Annotated in this window: 15 protein-coding genes and 2 pseudogenes; 11 read left to right on the forward strand and 6 right to left on the reverse strand. The window is 39.3% G+C overall.

The features are described 5' to 3' along the window. From AB7E53_RS07805 to AB7E53_RS07830, 6 genes and pseudogenes are all read left to right on the forward strand, one after another. A pseudogene (locus tag AB7E53_RS07805) lies at positions 1-111 on the forward strand (IS982 family transposase); the annotation flags it as partial. Positions 112-524: 413 nt separating this feature from the next. Further along, complete coding sequence (locus AB7E53_RS07810) at positions 525-1,514, forward strand: carboxypeptidase-like regulatory domain-containing protein (protein WP_446775051.1); 990 nt, start codon at positions 525-527, stop codon at positions 1,512-1,514. 36 nt (positions 1,515-1,550) lie between these two features. Then, positions 1,551-2,942, forward strand: a complete 1,392-nt coding sequence (locus tag AB7E53_RS07815; protein WP_446775052.1) for an outer membrane beta-barrel family protein — start codon at positions 1,551-1,553, stop codon at positions 2,940-2,942. 224 nt (positions 2,943-3,166) lie between these two features. Further along, a complete protein-coding gene (locus AB7E53_RS07820) occupies positions 3,167-4,201 on the forward strand; it encodes an NAD-dependent epimerase/dehydratase family protein (RefSeq protein ID WP_446775054.1) in 1,035 nt (344 codons plus the stop codon). Between the two features lie 2 nt (positions 4,202-4,203). Beyond that, on the forward strand, positions 4,204-5,844 hold the full coding sequence (locus tag AB7E53_RS07825; RefSeq protein WP_446775056.1) for an ArnT family glycosyltransferase: 1,641 nt from the start codon (positions 4,204-4,206) through the stop codon (positions 5,842-5,844). A 4-nt stretch (positions 5,845-5,848) separates the two neighbouring features. Next, on the forward strand, positions 5,849-7,510 hold the full coding sequence (locus tag AB7E53_RS07830; protein ID WP_446775058.1) for an ArnT family glycosyltransferase: 1,662 nt from the start codon (positions 5,849-5,851) through the stop codon (positions 7,508-7,510). Positions 7,511-7,591: 81 nt separating this feature from the next. On the opposite strand, the gene AB7E53_RS07835 is transcribed toward AB7E53_RS07830, so the two are convergent. From AB7E53_RS07835 to AB7E53_RS07845, 3 genes are read right to left on the reverse strand one after another with little or no spacing between them, the layout of a single operon-like run. Next, the gene (locus AB7E53_RS07835; protein ID WP_446775060.1) at positions 7,592-8,248 is read right to left on the reverse strand and encodes a lipid-A-disaccharide synthase N-terminal domain-containing protein; all 657 of its coding nucleotides are present in this window, start codon (positions 8,246-8,248) and stop codon (positions 7,592-7,594) included. Continuing rightward, positions 8,245-8,976: a glycosyltransferase gene (locus AB7E53_RS07840; RefSeq protein WP_446775062.1), complete on the reverse strand. Its 732-nt coding sequence runs from the start codon at positions 8,974-8,976 to the stop codon at positions 8,245-8,247. Before AB7E53_RS07840 ends, AB7E53_RS07835 begins: the two co-directional genes overlap by 4 nt. A gap of 6 nt (positions 8,977-8,982) precedes the next feature. Then, positions 8,983-9,672, reverse strand: coding sequence for a phosphatase PAP2 family protein (locus AB7E53_RS07845; protein ID WP_446775063.1), 690 nt, complete (start codon positions 9,670-9,672; stop codon positions 8,983-8,985). A 155-nt stretch (positions 9,673-9,827) separates the two neighbouring features. Between AB7E53_RS07845 and AB7E53_RS07850 the strand changes: the two genes are divergently transcribed. Genes AB7E53_RS07850 through AB7E53_RS07860 form a run of 3 tightly spaced genes read left to right on the forward strand, consistent with a single transcriptional unit; the run spans position 9,828 to position 12,198 of the window. Beyond that, positions 9,828-10,247 (forward strand): EamA family transporter, encoded by a 420-nt coding sequence (locus AB7E53_RS07850; RefSeq protein ID WP_446775065.1) that lies wholly within the window; start codon positions 9,828-9,830, stop codon positions 10,245-10,247. An 11-nt stretch (positions 10,248-10,258) separates the two neighbouring features. Further along, complete coding sequence (locus tag AB7E53_RS07855) at positions 10,259-10,942, forward strand: response regulator transcription factor (RefSeq protein WP_446775067.1); 684 nt, start codon at positions 10,259-10,261, stop codon at positions 10,940-10,942. Beyond that, positions 10,921-12,198 (forward strand): sensor histidine kinase, encoded by a 1,278-nt coding sequence (locus AB7E53_RS07860; protein ID WP_446775069.1) that lies wholly within the window; start codon positions 10,921-10,923, stop codon positions 12,196-12,198. Before AB7E53_RS07855 ends, AB7E53_RS07860 begins: the two co-directional genes overlap by 22 nt. Positions 12,199-12,203: 5 nt before the next feature. Here AB7E53_RS07860 and AB7E53_RS07865 read toward each other — a convergent pair whose 3' ends face one another. Continuing rightward, a complete protein-coding gene (locus tag AB7E53_RS07865) occupies positions 12,204-12,650 on the reverse strand; it encodes a hypothetical protein (protein WP_446775071.1) in 447 nt (148 codons plus the stop codon). Between the two features lie 475 nt (positions 12,651-13,125). Here AB7E53_RS07865 and AB7E53_RS07870 point away from each other — a divergent pair, with 475 nt between their 5' ends. Together AB7E53_RS07870 and AB7E53_RS07875 are read left to right on the forward strand one after the other, a co-directional pair. Beyond that, positions 13,126-13,461, forward strand: coding sequence for a helix-turn-helix domain-containing protein (locus tag AB7E53_RS07870; RefSeq protein ID WP_446775073.1), 336 nt, complete (start codon positions 13,126-13,128; stop codon positions 13,459-13,461). Between the two features lie 2 nt (positions 13,462-13,463). After that, on the forward strand, positions 13,464-13,778 hold the full coding sequence (locus AB7E53_RS07875; protein WP_446775075.1) for a helix-turn-helix domain-containing protein: 315 nt from the start codon (positions 13,464-13,466) through the stop codon (positions 13,776-13,778). Between the two features lie 71 nt (positions 13,779-13,849). On the opposite strand, the pseudogene AB7E53_RS07880 reads toward AB7E53_RS07875, so the two are convergent. Both AB7E53_RS07880 and ltrA read right to left on the reverse strand, forming a co-directional pair. After that, positions 13,850-15,022 (reverse strand): annotated as a pseudogene (locus AB7E53_RS07880) (DNA methylase); the annotation flags it as partial. Positions 15,023-15,132: 110 nt separating this feature from the next. Then, on the reverse strand, positions 15,133-16,788 hold the full coding sequence (gene ltrA, locus AB7E53_RS07885) for a group II intron reverse transcriptase/maturase (protein ID WP_183308906.1): 1,656 nt from the start codon (positions 16,786-16,788) through the stop codon (positions 15,133-15,135). Between the last annotated feature and the right edge of the window lie 350 nt (positions 16,789-17,138).

The following is a 17,138-nucleotide window of genomic DNA, read 5'->3' on the forward strand; positions in this document are numbered from 1 at the left end:
GAAGGATTGTTTACCAGAATTACGGGGAAAATTAGTGCACTTACAATCCTTCAATATATAAACAAGATTAATAACAAACCCATTGGACAAATTAAATATGCACTAATTTAATTCCGCCAACGGGTATATTCTTTTTCGTGAGGGGGGCATTCATCTTGAATGTCATCCTATTATCCGAATTTATAGAAAACTGATCTTCTAAATATATATAATCCGGTAGAACGGGCTGAAATCTGAGATTTTCTTTACTACGCAAAAGAGAATCATTTTTATGCAAATTGGGTGGTGGTGGAATCAAAACCCTTATTGTATCTCCTTTTTGCGCACATACGTTTCCCACGAAAAAAATAAAAGGTATAAGAACTGCAACTATTTGTTTCATTTGTAAATAAGTGGTAAAATTTTGTCAAATGTATAGTGCGAATTTTGCAGAAAATTAGAATTCTCAGGATTATTCTACTAATTCTAAATATCTACAAAATCAGTAGAGATTTTTGTGTTCGTTATAATCAATAAAAATTCAAATGAAAACTCTTTTACTTCTGTTTTTATCCACTTTCTGTATCATTAATGTTTTTGCACAAAACCCGGTTATCGTTTCAGGGCGCGTTATTGACGAAAAGGACAAAACAGATATACCTTTTGCCACTGTTCAGGCTTTTGTAAAAGAAACAGGAACATTGGTTACCGGAGCGGTTACTGATGAAAACGGACGATTTAACATATTCGGTTTACAGAAAGGACAGTATATTCTAAACTTCTCTTTTATCGGTTATGAGAGCCAATCGCTCGATGTCTTTATCGGTGAGCTTAATTCTAATTACAATGTGGGTAGAATCGCTCTGTCTGAAGCTGCTCTTACTTTGGGGGAAGTTCAGGTTGTCGGGCAAAGGGCTTCGGTAAATCAAGGATTAGATAAAAAGAGTTTTGACGTTGCAAATAATATATCGCAATCGGGCGGAACTATTTTGGATGCGATGGCCAATATGCCCGGAATTTCCATTAATCAGGAAGGGAAAGTATTACTACGTGGGAGTGATAAGGTCGTTATTTTAATTGACGGTAAACAGTCAGCCCTCACGGGTATGGCCAACCAAAAAGGATTGGAAAATATAGCCTCATCAAATATAGAGAGGATCGAGGTCATTAATAATCCTTCGGCAAAATATGACGCATCGGGAATGGCGGGGATTATCAATATCGTTTACAAAAAAGAATACGAAAAAGGTTTTAATGGTGATGTTGGGCTGTCATTGGGAGTGGGAGCATTGACAAAAAGGAGAAAAGATTTACCCTCTACTCTCGGAAGTTATAGCTTTAATAAAAAAATTATCCCTTCACTCAACTTAAATTATAGAACATCCAATTTTAATACCTTTCTCCAAACAGAGATAATACAGCAAAAAAGCCTACCGAATAACGAGTTTACCACTCGTTATTATGACGATGGAACTTCCACTATATCCCAAGTCCCGGAAAATAGGTTGCAAACTCATTATGTAGTAAAAGGATGATTCGACTGGACAATCAATAAAAGTAATGTCCTCTCTTTGGGAAGTTTGTTCGATTACGAAAACCATACAGACAAAGCAGACATCTGTTATTTTAATTATGAAAACATGGAACCCGGACGAGTGTGGCAATGGGAAGAAAATGAAACTACCGGATTTTTTAATGTAGCAACAAATTTCAAGCATTTATTTGACGAGCCGGGGCACGAACTGATTGTTGGTTTTCAATATACAAAAGGGTGGGAAAATGAAAAATATAAACTACGGGAAATATCAGACAGTCGTATAGGGGCAGATACCACTCATATAAAAGCGACGGAACATATAACCCAGCTAAATGTTGATTATACATTACCGTTAAGCAGCGGACGTATTGAAATTGGGGCAAAAGGTCAGTTTCGGCGACTTCCGGTAACCTATGACGTTTATAGAGGTGAGCAATTAGTAATTTATCCGGGTTGGGGAGATAAGTCTGATTGGGGAGAAGATTTAGCTGCCTTGTATGCCAACTGGATATATGAAAGGACTAAAATAGATGCTGAAATTGGACTACGGGCAGAATACACGAATGTATTTTATGAAATCTCGAAAGATAATATATATTATCCTTCCAACGATTCGTATGACTATTTTCGGCTGTTCCCCAATATTCGTTTAACTTGGAAAGTGAACACTTCCAACCGCTTATCGGTTTTCTATAACTATCGCATTGACCGCCCCGGAGAAGCCGAACTGCGTATCTTCCCTAAATATGACGATCCTGAATTACTTAAAGTAGGTAATCCTTATTTACGCCCACAATACACACATAACTTTGAATTGGCGTATCGTCATATCTGGAAAAGCGGCTCTGTCTTCCTTGCCGGCTATTACAAAAATATCAAAGACCAATACTCCCGTATTTACGCCATAGACGAGTATAGCAGCGAATACAATATCATAAATAAAGTCTATGAGAATATAGGGAAAGCGCAAAATGCAGGTATAGAAATAATTGTAGACCAACAAATAACTAAACTGTGGAAATTATCAGGAAGTTTCAACTGGTATAGGAATCATATAGATGCTTACGAAGCCACCTTATACTTTCCTTATGAACGCCCTTTTAGAGTGCCTGAAAGTAAGGATAATACATGGTATGTAAAACTTAATAATCAAATCAAAATAGGCACTAATAATCAGATTCAATTAACGGGTTCATATTTCGCTCCGGTAAATATACCCCAAGGAAAACGCTTTGCGCGAGGCGGAGTTGATATAGGGTATAAGCGAAGTTTCTATCATGATATGATTGAATTAACAATCGCAATGAAAGATGTATTCAATACAATGGGAATCAAGGAAGAGATTAATAATACCGGTTTTAAAGCCGTCTATGAGAATTATTATGAAACACAGGTCATAACAATAAGCGCAAAAGTCCGGTTTTAATCATTGATTTTAAATCATATTTAAGCATAATATTCCTCTTTACTGATACTTATTATTTAAAAGTATCCGGTAAAGGGGAATATTCTATTTTTCTACAAAATCAGCATCTTACATTTGGACTTTAGACAGGAACAAAACCTTATTTATCTACCCTTTGTATTTGGAGTATAGGTTTTATTCCGCAGATATTATCATATAATTTTTATCCCAAGAATGTGTAAATAATGAAGATTCTCGTTACCGGGTGTGCCGGATTTATCGGATATCACGTTGCTAAAAAACTCATCTCCTGCGGTCATTCAATCATTGGTGTAGATAGCCTGAATGACTATTATTCACCTGAACTTAAAATATCAAGGTTGGCGCAGCTCGGAATCGACATTTCAGGTATAAAACAAAACGCTCTTGTTCACGGGGAAAGTGGATTTTGTTTCATTCAGGCAAATATTAATGATTCTTCATTATACACTACGTTTTTAAAAGATAAAGGAATTGAGGTTGTTTGTCATTTAGCGGCACAAGCGGGGGTACGTTACAGCATAGAAAATCCACAGCAATATATTTCATCCAACATAGATGGATTTTTTAATATCATTGAATACTGCCGTGCCAACCCTAAAATCAAATTAGTCTTTGCCAGCAGTTCAAGTGTATATGGCAGTAATACATCTGTTCCATACAGGGAAACAGATGTAACCGATACCCCGGTCAGCCTGTACGCAGCGACAAAAAAGGCTGACGAATTAATGGCACATAGCTATTCGTCATTATATGGCATTACTATCATTGGCCTACGGTTCTTTACAGTTTATGGCCCCTGGGGACGACCTGATATGGCTCCGTTTCTTTTTACGGATGCTATTCTGAATAATCGCAAACTAAAAGTGTTTAATAACGGAAATATGTCGCGGGATTTCACCTATATAGATGATATTACCGAAGGTGTATGTAAAGTCATATTAAATGCCCCTAACGGCACATCCGTTCCTTCCTTTAGAATTTACAATATCGGAAATTCGATGCCGGTGCATCTTGGAGATTTCATTTCTACAATCGAACGGATTACCGGAAAAAAGGCACAAAAAGTATATGAAACGATGCAGCCGGGCGATGTGAAAGACACTTGGGCAGATACTTCTCTTTTACAGCAGGATTATGGTTATGCGCCTACAACCCGCATTGACACCGGGCTTACTGCTTTTATCCAGTGGTATGAAGATTACTATATAAGAAGATTATATGATTTAAAAAATGTATAAATATGAGGTATAGGTATTTATATTATTTACTACTGCTTATATCTGCTTTCATATTCCGGGATTTCACGCCTGCAAATGAACTAAAATATATCAGTATTGCGGATGAGGCCCTTCAAAGCGGCACGTGGTTCACGTTCTATAATCACGGTGAAATTTATGCCGATAAACCGCCGCTATTTTTCTGGTTGATTATGTTGTCCAAACTGATTACGGGCGGTTATCATATGTGGTTGATCGGCCTTTTCAGTTTACTGCCGTCTATGGGTATAATGGCAATGATGGACAGATGGCTAAGGAACGAAGAAGCCAAATTCAACCCGGTAGTAGCAAACCTGATGTTGCTGACTACCATTATGTTTATTGGTGCAACTTTAGTTGTTCGCATGGATATGCTTATGACATTTTTTATAGTCCTCTCCTTATATACATTTTATAATATCTATAAAGATGAACACGCGGATATTGAAAAATATCTACTTCCAGTTTACATATTTCTGGCACTGTTTACAAAGGGGCCAATAGGGTTATTTATCCCTGTGGTGTCTATTATAGTATTTCTACTGGTAAAAAAGCAAATCCGCACTATTGGTCATTATTTGGGCTGGCGGCAATGCCTGATATTTCTCGGTTTATGCGTGATATGGTTTGTTCTTGTTTACATGGAAGGCGGTAGGGAGTACCTGCATGATCTGCTGTTTAAACAAACTATTGGCAGGGGGATAAATTCATTTCATCATAAGGAACCTTTCTGGTTTTACCTTCCCCGTATGCTGTGGTCGTTTGCTCCCTGGTCATTACTCTTTATCGTATTGATATGGCGGGGTATTCATAAAAAAATGTTCCGTAGCGATATGGAAAAGTTTTTCCTTACTATTATTTGTTCAAGTGTAATTTTACTATCGGTAATTAGTGCTAAACTTGATATATACCTGCTGCCTGTCTATCCCTTTGTTGTCTATTTATGCTCAATCTTATTGGAGAAAAACAGAAATGATAAAGGAGTAAAAATTTCTATTATCATACCGGCAATAATTGTTATTCTCATTTTACCTACCGCTATTATTCTAAAAGATAAAATCCCTGATTTATATAGTTATTCCGCTATAGCTTATGCTGCTGTCGCTATACTGGCCGGAGGTGGAATTATGGCGCTGGTTTGTGTTTACAAAAACCATGTGCATAAAGCCATTGCCGCTATAAGTTGCGGATTACTCGGATTGGTTTTTGTCGGCTCATTTGCCATTCCGAAATTAAACTATCTTATCGGGTTCGGCGAGATGGTCAGGGCGGCAGAACAAACGGCTTCCGCTAACCAGACAGACAAGTATGTTTATTATAAATTCTATACCGCCCCCAATATGGACATTTATATCCAGAAAGAAATAGAATACGTATCAACAGTGGAATCATTAGATTCTATTAATAGACTGCCACAGACTACTATCCTCTTTGTGAGATCGACCGAAATCAGACGGGAAAAAGAGTTGGGAAAATGGCTCTCCGGCTTGAATGCCGAATGGTCTAACGGACAGTATAGTTGGTATTTGATAGGGAAACGCAATTACAATATTGGCCCTTTAGTTAATCCCACAGTAAAAACAATAAATAATAATCAGTTAAATAATAATTCCGATACACAGTAGCATTATGGAAAATACCCCGTTCCCAATATCAAGTAAATTAACGGATATAAAGTCTTGCTTAATTATCATTGCTGTTTGCTTCTTTGCCTTTTTTATTAACAATAACACTATTCCCGCCGATCTGATGGAATCGCGTAATCTGGCGACTGCACAGGAAATGGTCAGAACAGGTAATTACCTTATTCCGACCATGAATGGGGAACTAAGGCTTGAAAAGCCACCACTTCCCACATGGATTGCAGCAGGTGTGGAGCATATTCTGGCGGATAGCCTTTCGGCACAGCGTTGTATGGCTGGAATTGCCGCTACGATAATGGCGTTGTTCCTCTATTTACTGGTGCGCAGATTGACAAAAGACCGACTGTTGGCTCTTATTGCGGCAGTCGTACTGGTTACCTCCTATAATGTCATCATGATTGGGCGAACCGCTACATGGGATATTTATTGCCATAGCTTTATGCTTGTGGCGATTTATTTATTGGTGTGTGCCTTTGAGATGCCAGGGGCGCAATGGGGGCGTTTTATAACAGCAGGTATATTTATGGGGTTCTCCTTTCTAAGTAAAGGGCCTATTTCGTTTTACGCACTGTTATTACCCTTTCTGATTGGATATGGCATTACGCTGCGGCCTAAAACAAAAGGTAAAATACTGTCGCTCTCTGTAATGATTGTCATTTGTCTGGTTGTATCGTTTTGGTGGCCCTGCTACATTGCGGTTTTCCACCCCGAAACCGGAATGGCTGTCGCGAGTAAAGAATCTGCAAATTGGCTCAATCATAATGTCCGCCCTATTTGGTATTATTGGGGATTTGCTGCGGAAGCAGGAATTTGGGCGTTATTTTGGATAACATCACTTGTATATTTCTTTTGGAAGAAAAAGACAGGGCATAGAACAACCTTTCGTTTTTCCATCATCTGGACATTCGCAGCCCTCATACTCTTGTCATTGATACCTGAAAAAAAGACACGTTATCTGCTTCCCTTATTGGTTCCGGGAGCTATTAATACCGCTTTTTACATTTGGTACAGCATACAGGGTTTATCCGCAAAAGGAAAGAAAGTTCTTTTTCGGATTAATGGATCACTCATTATCGCTATTGCTGTTGCCATGCCGTTCTTCCTCTATCTGATGTTTGTGCGCGAAGGGGCATTATCTTGGCCTGTTTTTATAGTTACTTTGTTATTTTTTATAGGATTAGCCACATGGATGTTTTTAGGACTTTATGGGAAGAAAGGCATATTTCCTATGCGAATTTTTGCAGGGACAGCGCTTACAATGGTTACGTTCCTGACTTTCTGTTTCCAACCTGCCGGACAGTTATTCATCAATCAGGAAAGACACAGTATTCATGCAGTACGGGATAATCCAAATGTTAAAGAACTACCATTTTACCATAGTTCAAAAGAAGAAATCCGTATGGAATTGGTTTATGAAGCGAATCGCAATATTACAGCGCTCGATATGGAAAATGATAGTCTGGTGTATGCCGCTCTGCCTTTCGTTCTGGTGGGGACAGAACCCGCCGAACAGATATTGGCAGGAAAAAATGTGAGTATAGAATATATCGACACATTCGACAATAACTGGCGCAAACCAGAAAGCAAGCGCTATAACCGCAATATGGTTAAACAAGTTTCTATTATCAGTGCGGGTACTTTGAATTAGCTTCTGACACAGTAGTAATCGAAAACAGCAGATTCAACCCTGTTACTTTTTTTATAATTTATATGCAATGTTTTTATTTTATTACTCTTGCAAAGTATTCTCTTTGTCATTAGGTTTCCGGGATGATTTGTAGCCGATCATTATATTACGGGCATACACAACAAAGCCTGTTGCCTGTCCGAGAATCAACACCGGGTCTTGCCGGATAATAGCATAGGTTATAATCATTGCAGATCCAGTCAGGCTGATAATCCAAAACATAACCGGCAATACGGATTCGCCCGCTTTACGGGAATACCACCATTGATAAATAAACCGTAGTGTAAATGTAAACTGTCCTACAACTCCAAATACAATCAGCCAGACAGGTATGTTCTCTTGTTGAAAAAGTTTTGTGTATGTGCCACTCCAATTCAAAAAGAAGTAACTGACGGCAACTATGGGTATAGAAAAGAAAATAATCCGGGCTCCTTTGGGTAGCTTACTCCATGCTCCTTTTGATTTGAGGTTCCAGATATAAACGTAATATGAGATAAGCTGCCCTAAAATGATAGCGAAATCATTACGCAGCCACCCATATATGCACAACAAAAAAGAAGCAGCCATACTAAGCTGCCAAAAAAGTGTCGGCGATAGCACTTTGTGCGCTCTTTCAGAAGCTATCCATTGTACAAGCAAACGGGCAGAGAACAGCAATTGTGCTAAAAGTCCTATGGCGATTATAAAATACTGGCTCATATTTTATAGTTCTCCACAGAATAATTTATATATCTTTTTTTCATCCAGCGGTATGCAAAGCAATCTTTCAGTGGCCCGATAAGCCTGTTCCAAAGATGAAATTTTGATTCTCCCGCTATACGGGGAAAATGCCGGACTGGAATTTGCTTATATGTTCCCCCATCTTGAAGCATTATTAAAGCAGGGAGAAATCGGTGCATTCCGGTAAATAAGGGAATCCTTTTAGCATATACGGTCTTTATAACTTTCAACGGACAGCCCGTGTCGATTGCCTCGTCATGTGTCATCATGCGCCGGAATCCGTTTGCAAATTTCGATGATGCCCGTTTTACCAATCCGTCCTTGCGTCCTGTACGGATACCCATAACCATTGCATAATCCGGGGCGTATTCCAGAAGTAAGTTAAAATCTTCGGGAGCCGTTTGTAAATCCGCATCTATGTAACCCACATATTCCGAAAAGGTATAGTCAATGCCCGCTTTCAGGGCTGCACTTAATCCTGCATTTTTTTCAAATGACAGGTAGAACATATTATCGTGCCTTTCGCAGATTTCTTTTAGCATATTCCCGCTATCATCTGTCGAACCGTCGTTTATAAACACAACACAGCTATTTATTGCTGCACTTTTTAAAAATGAGGACAGTTCGGATTCAAGCCTCAGAAGGTTATCCTGTTCATTATACACAGGAGCAATAATTGTAAATTTGAATTTAGCGGTATTATTCATATTGGCCTATTTTAAAAAATTAATCAGAAGTGGACTTAACAAAGAGATAAGAACGACATAGCCTATTATGGTGAAAGTCAGTATTTTTACAGACACAGGCGAATATGTCGCCAATTTTGCATAGTTGGTTTTGACAGATAGTTTATTCATGGAAAATAAATAAAAGGAATACATTAAAAGCCCTATGGCAGAGCCTACTATTATACCGCCCAATACATCAGAAACATAATGCACACCCAGGTATATCCGGGAATATCCCATTATCAGCGCCCAAATAATAATGACAATTGTATAGAGCTTATTTTTTAAAAGGAATGAACTGAATACCGCCATTCCAAAAGCGTTCGTCGCATGAGAAGAAACGAATCCATACCGTCCGCCGGTATATCCATATAATATGCGTACCTGATCCATAATAGCCGGATCGTGGGTTGGTCGCCATCGGGCAAAGTAAGGTTTAATAATATCGGAGGATATTTTATCACTCAGCAAAAACAATATCACAAAAGCTACTAATACTGGTAGCCACTCCTTCCAGTTCTTTTTATAAATAATGAAACCTATCAGGAAAAGAGTAATGGGTATCCATACCAATCTGCCTGAATAAAGCCACATCACGCAATCAGTAAAAAAGGAGTGAGTACCATTTATTGCAAAAAATAAATCCTGATCGATTGAGGTAATTTCTTTAAACATCTGTTTTTCAAATAAAATATAGTGCAAAATTATCCGTTGATTTAGCAGGAATTTAGAATTTTCGACTTTCTGTATTTTTTAAAAGATATTTTTATAATTCTACATTTCTACAAATTTGATTTCGTACTTTTGGTCATAGTTTAAGTTTAAAATATATGTGGAAGTATTATGCGGTGCTATCTGCGATATTTGCTGCATTGACGGCAATATTTGCTAAGATTGGAATCAAGAACGTCGATTCCAACCTGGCTACTGCTATCCGCACTTGCGTAATACTACTCTTAACATGGTCAATCGTTCTGGCCGGGAATGGTGCTTCAGGTATTAAAGACCTCACTAAAACAAATTGGACGTTTCTTATACTGTCAGGAGTAGCCACAGGCTTGTCCTGGCTTTTCTATTTTAAAGCGTTACAGATCGGCGAAGCTTCCAAAGTCGCTCCCATTGATAAGTTGAGCGTTGTTTTTACAATCTTTCTTTCATTCCTTATACTTGGGGAAACAGTCAGTTGGAAAGTAATTTTAGGAGGTTGTATGATAGCGGGAGGCTCACTGGTTATACTGATGGATAAATAAATTAGAGTGATATGAAGATATTGGTTATAGAGGACGAGAAAGTATTATCGAGTAATATTGTCAAATATCTTTCCGATGATAATTATCGCTGTGAACAGGCTTATAATTTCAGTACGGCAATGGAAAAAATAACATTGTACAACTATGATTGTATCCTGCTCGACTTAAATCTTCCGGGTGGCGATGGGATTCAGATTTTGGAAGAAATTAAAGCCCGTAAAATAGATAGTGGTATTATTATCATATCCGCACGGGGTTCGCTCGACGATAAAATAGAGGGGTTGAAAATAGGGGCAGACGATTATCTCTCCAAACCATTTTCATTGTCCGAATTAAGCATCCGTATTTATGCCCTTATGCGACGGCAACAGTTCTCGCATAATAACACATTAATTTCTGGTGATGTGGGGATCGACCTGCTCTCAAAAGTCGTCAAGGTTAAAGGAAAAACTGTTACACTTACTAAATCGGAATATGACCTTCTATTATTCCTTATAGGCAACAAAGCCAGAGTTGTTTCTAAAGATGCTATTGCAGAACATCTTTCAGGGGATATGGCCGATATGCTGGACAGCCATAATTTCGTATATGCCCATATCAAAAACCTGAAAGCGAAATTTGCGGAAGCCGGAAGCACCAATATTATTAAAACCATTTATGGAACCGGATATCAATGGGTAGAACAAGAACATTAGCTTTTAAAAGCCTTTTAGGGGTTCTCCTCTCCACTTTGTTGATTCTTATATGCTGCGCTCCACTGTTATATAAGTTCATGGAGAAATATTATGCAAAAGACTTGGATCAATTGATAATATTCCGGCTTCAGGAATTTAAAAATGACCGGCTACCGTCTTTTAAGGCTGACGATATAGAAGTTTGGAACAGTTTCAATGAAGATATATTCATTTTGCCATTCGATAAAAAATACCCTTTGAGCGTAGTCAGGCAGGAAGAATTTTTCGATAAAGCAGAAGGTCATAACATTGATTTTCGTATTGTTTACGATGAAATATCAATAGATGGTATATCTTATATATTGACGTCCCGAATACCGATGATCGAGAAACATGATTTAATAAGAACATTAACATCCCAATACGGGCTTCTGTTTTTTGTTATACTAATCTCATTGTCAGTAGTATTCTATTTTATGTCCAAAAGGCTTTGGCGACCGTTCCATTCAACACTGTCCAAAATTCAGGATTTTAGTCTTGAAAAAGGCGAACAGCCACAATTCAACAGCACTGATACGGCCGAGTTTGTGCAATTGAACAGTATCCTGAATGACCTTATTTCCGACAACCTGAGTAGTTATAAAAAACAAAAGGAATTTATAGAAAATGCCTCGCATGAGCTTCAAACTCCGTTAGCCGTATTTAAATCACAGTTAGATATGCTGCTTCAACAGCCTGATATATCGCAGGAGCAGATGGATATTATACAATCTCTTTATTCGGTATCGTCGAGAATGACACGCCTGAATAAAAACCTTTTACTTCTGGCCCGTATCGACAACGACCAATACCTTCATATGGAAGACATTGATTTTGTGCAAACTTTATACGCTCAACTTTTATACTTGCGTGAACGCGCCGAAAGTAATGAGATCAAAGTCAATGTCGAGATTGAAAATCCTTTGAATATCCATGCCAACAGGATATTGGTCGAAAGTCTGATAACAAATCTGATCGTAAATGCTATCCGCTACAATACTGAAAACGGGACAATCAATATGCGGGTGGTTGATGGTGGTTTTGTAATATCGAATACAGGTGCAGCACAGGCTCTTGATAAGGAGAGGGTGTTCAGACGTTTTAACCGTACATCGGAAGAAAAGAAAGGCAACGGATTGGGTTTATCCATCGTTCACGAAATATGCAAGATGCACGGTTGGAACATTCAGTACGATTACCAAAATAATCTACATACTTTTATTGTTCAGTTTGTATAATAAGATTATTCAGGTTTGAACACTGTATGAATACCCGCCCCATTACCGGGAGAAGAAAAGCAAGTTGTCTTGATTTTTCCTTTGTAATAGCTACTCTCAATAACAATCATTGCACTTCCTTTTTTGTCTTCGGGGATAAAAAATACGGAACCGTTTTCACCGATCATAAATTTTTCATCGGGCAGGATAATTGATAAATCATCATTAATAAACTTACCGTCTTCCTGATAAGTATATCCATCCAGATCATCTAAACATATTCGGTAATAATAATAGACTTTTGCGCCTGCATCGGGCTTTTTAAGCCCGGGTTCATCAATCGTTTCATAAAACGCATATACTTTTATGTCAGGTATATAATTGTAATCATCTTCTTCCTGACAACTAAGACATACCATAACAAAAACCGCAAGAAAGCCCAATTTGGATATTACTTTACATAATGTACTCATAGAATCCTCCTTATAAAAATTCAGATTAAATTTTAGCACAAATGTAAAGAAGGGATTTTGCAGATATTTTGAATTTCTATCTCTTCCTTATCCTTTATGACTGTAAACAAAATAAGTTATCCTAATTATAGCCAGATTATTGCAGATACTCAATTGGGTATTTTTGATTTTTCATACTGCATATCCGGATTTTCCACCCTTAACAGATATTTTTACCCATTTTTGAATTTTCTACCGAAAAGAAAATATACGACCGATGAAGTAATGCGCTATATAACTGTCAATTACATGGGTGTCAAGAAAAAGAATACCCAATCTCCTACCACAATATCGTGTAAATAAACATCTTTCCATAGTGCAGTAAAACCCCTATAATCAGCACAAAAGAAAATAATCTGAAAATAGTGTACTAAACTTGTGAATACACGTAATTTATCCTGCCGACCTTTGCAAAGTATCAATAAAACAAAGGATTATGGGAATAGTAATTATGAAATCGGGCGATTTTCAGGCACTCATGGACAGGATTGAGGCCATTGAGAAGTATATCTATCAAGTGAAGCCAAAGCAACCTCCTTTGCAGGAAATATGGCTTGATAACGAGGTTGTCTGCTCTTATCTGAAAATCAGTAAACGCACCTTGCAACGTTATCGCAGTAACGGAGTGATTACCTATTCACTGATAGGTAAGAAAACGTATTATACCATTTCAGAGATAAAGCGGTTGCTGGAAGAAAAACGCATCCAACGCAATGTGGGTTCGTTGGAAGAACTGGCCGCCAAAGGATTGATGACTCTACCAAAAGACTAACCATGTTTATAGATAAAGATCATTTCGACGGCTGGATGCGGCGTATCATGGAGCGTTTCGACAAACTCGAAAAGATGCAATCGCCCGCAATTGTGCAAAGCAGGACACTACTTCCCGATGGCGATATGCTGTTGGAGAACTTCGACCTTTGCCAGATGTTGAACGTCAGCAAACGCACGTTGCAGCGTTACCGTTCTTCCGGCGAGTTACCCTTTCAGATGATATACCACAAAACCTATTATAAGGAATCCGATGTTATACGGTTTATTGAAAAACATTTCAGCAGTTTTAGGAACATGAATAAGAAAAACGGTTAATTTCTTCGTGTTTTAATATAGTTCATAATCGGTAAGAGCCGCCCGTCGTGATGACGAAGCGGCTCTTAATCTTATAACTTAATTCCTTTGGATACAGGGTTCTCAACTTTGGGAGGACTACCGCCTACCGTTCCAATAACGACACGCCCACCGGAGTTGTTTGCTATCTCCCTAAGCCGTGCCGGAATGAAAGGCTGCCCGTTACCCTGCGAGGGTTGGAGGTTATCTTCGGCAGTTTGTTTTTTATCGGCTGAAACCTCATTTACAGGCTGCCCTTCGCTTTCTTCTATCGGTTTGAGGGAAAGCTGTATCTTCCGGTCTAAGTCCGTTAATTCAGCCCGTAAAGAAGCTAATTCCGGTTCTTTGCGCCATGTACCTTCAACCACCTCTTTGAACGTTGGAATATCCTTCGACAGTTTTTCATTTTCCTTTTGGAATTTTTCAAGCGTCGGTTCGATAGTTCCCAGCGCATTGATAAAATTCTGTGCTGCCAAACGTGGATCAGAGGCAAGATTACCGTAGTTGTACTGATACAGGTAATCTCCCTCTCCCCGTACATAGAAACGGTTCTGCACCATATCAAAACCCTCTTTCTGTGTGGTTTCACTCTTAACAAGCAAGTCGAAACCATACAAACTGCCAATCTTATCAAACTCATTCCCGGTGCGGGCGGTGTCGGCAATATGATTCAGGTGTTTGCCGATAAACTTAATATCGCCGCCCTGAACGCCATCCAGTTGGATAGGATTTTTATACGAACCGTCCTCATTTAATTGTACCCGGCTTTTGAAGTTCTCCAAGTCTTTACCGATGCGTTCAATCAAACCGCTGTTCTTCTCCACTTTTTGCAGAATATCATCCAACTTGTAACGGCTGGATGATTTACCCCTCACAAATGCCTGCCGTTCGCTTTCCAATGTGGTGATTTTCTTTTCCAGACGAGCTTTTTCAAGCAATTCCGTATTGCCGGAAAGAATAGCCACATATTCGGAGAAGTTCATGCCTGTTTTCTCATCCATTGCACCCTCGTCAATGGTACGTGCGCCCATATTGTTGGTTTTTAACTGCCGGATGAAAAGCTGTTTATTGTGGAGCAATCCGAATTTGTAAGCATCCAGTGACTTTTCAACCGCATAGAGAACAACATCGACCTTATTATCGGCGTAATATTTAGCAACTTCATTGCCTGTACGAATGCCTCGTCCGTCGCGTTGCTCCAGATCAGAGGGCCGATCGGGTAGGTCAGCGACATTACTGCCGCTTTCCCCCCTAAGAACCGTACGTGAGCGTTTCCACTCATACGGCTCAAGCAATTCTAAGTTTCTATTTGTATATTGAAACCGGCTCATAACTTCTAATTTTGTTGTTTTCTAAATTGTTTGTAACATTTATCGTGCACCAAAGACCTCTGTATCTTGCCATTTACAACCTTTTCAGTTACATTCCACGGCGAAACACGGTCAATCGGCATACCGCATAGAGGGCATTTCCTGTCTTGCTTTTTCCATAGGTAAAGCAAGGAATTCCTCCCTTTCAGCGTAACAAGCATTTTTTGGGTTTCCCTTTGGTCGAAGTATTTATCATACTCAGGGTCAAAAGGATTAGCATCCCCTTTAATTTGTGTATATTGGATAAAATGGATATTCGACAGATTTTTCAATGTCAGACTATCCTGCTTTCCATTTGGCTTCTTAAAGTATGATGTGAAGTGCCATCCGTTTCCTTTTGCAACATGCCAATATTTGTCGGCTATCCAGCGTTTACCCTTTTTTGAGTGCCTGCGTTTAGCCCATTGCCATAATGCGTTGAACATTTGATGGTCAGCCCAGTGGAACGCATCTCTGGTAGCCCCGTGTCGGTAATAGTTGCCCCAACCTGTTATCATCGGATTCAATAGCCGTATCAGTGACTCCTGCTTGCACGCCTTGTTACTCTTGATGGTCGTTCTGACTTTTGCGAGAAAACGTTTTTGTGCAGGCTTGGATGGTTTTGTCAATATTTGATTCTTGAACTTCCTGATATTGAATCCGAGAAAATCGAAGCCATCGTTGATATTGGTTATCATCGTTTTCTCCTCCGACAGGGTTAATCCTCTTTCAGCGAGAAATTCAGCAACCAATGGTTTGATTTCCGTTTCCAATACCTCTCTGTTTTCTGACGTGATAATAAAGTCATCAGCATAACGAATCAGATTCACCATTGGTGAATAACGTTCGCCTTTGATTGTTTTTCGTTTATACCTGTCAGAGAGAATCTTCTGTAGTCCATCCAGAGCCATATTCGCCAAAGTTGGCGATATGATACCGCCTTGCGGTGTCCCTTCTTCTGTCGGAAATAACTGTTTATTAAAGACAAAGCCACATCCCAGCCACTTACGAAGCATCACTTTATCCATAGGGATATTGTTCAGCAGCCATTCATGACTGATATGGTCGAAGCATCCTTTAATATCTCCCTCCAGAATCCATTCGGGAGAATATCCTTTGCGTAGTACATTATGGCATTGCCCGACAGCATCCATCGTACAGCGTTCCTTCCGGAATCCGTACGAACGGGTATCAGCCGTAGTTTCTGCCACAGGCTCTAACGCCATCAGGTAAAGGGCTTGCATGGCTCGGTCTCTCATTGTCGGTATTCCCAACGGTCGAAGTTTACCATTGCTTTTCTTAATATGAATCCGTCTTAGAGGTTGTGGCTGGTAGCCACGTCTTTTGAGCGTTCCAATTGCCTGAAACTTTGTTTGAGAGTCTTCCCATGTTACAAGGTCAACCCCTGCGGTTTTACTGCCGCTATTCGAAGTTACTCTTCTTACCGCCAACGCTTTGGCGTAGAACGAGTGAGTAAGCGTCCATTGCAAAGCTTTCACCCTGCCATATCTACCCTCTTTTTGAGCCTTTACAATTCGTGCTTGAAGCTTCTTTATAGCCAGCTCACATCTGGGCCAGTCAAGACTGTCCCAAGATGATTGCTGATTATCAGCAGGTGCACACGATGTTTTAATGTCGTTCATTTGCTTTTCCTCTTTCAAAAGTTCTAAAAGTTAATTGTAAAGAATTACCTAACGCAGAAGTTTGCCCACTTTCGTGTCGGATAATGTCGTCCCACTCAATCCATAAGCAGGGCTCAAACCGTATCTCCCTCATTACAAGGGAAGCATTCGCTTTTTCTGCAATCTTATACCTGCATTCCATTCGGCTTACCTTACGGCTCGCTTACCTGTCATTATGACAGGAGAAATACAGGCTTACCACGTTCCACGTACAATGACTTACGAGTAGGTTAGGTCCCGTCTCATCCACCGACAGCCCTTATATCCGTGTAATCCCACCATGGAGGGGATTAACTGGCTGCATCCCATTT

Source organism: Macellibacteroides sp. (assembly GCF_050251695.1).
Taxonomy (GTDB): domain Bacteria; phylum Bacteroidota; class Bacteroidia; order Bacteroidales; family Tannerellaceae; genus Macellibacteroides; species Macellibacteroides fermentans.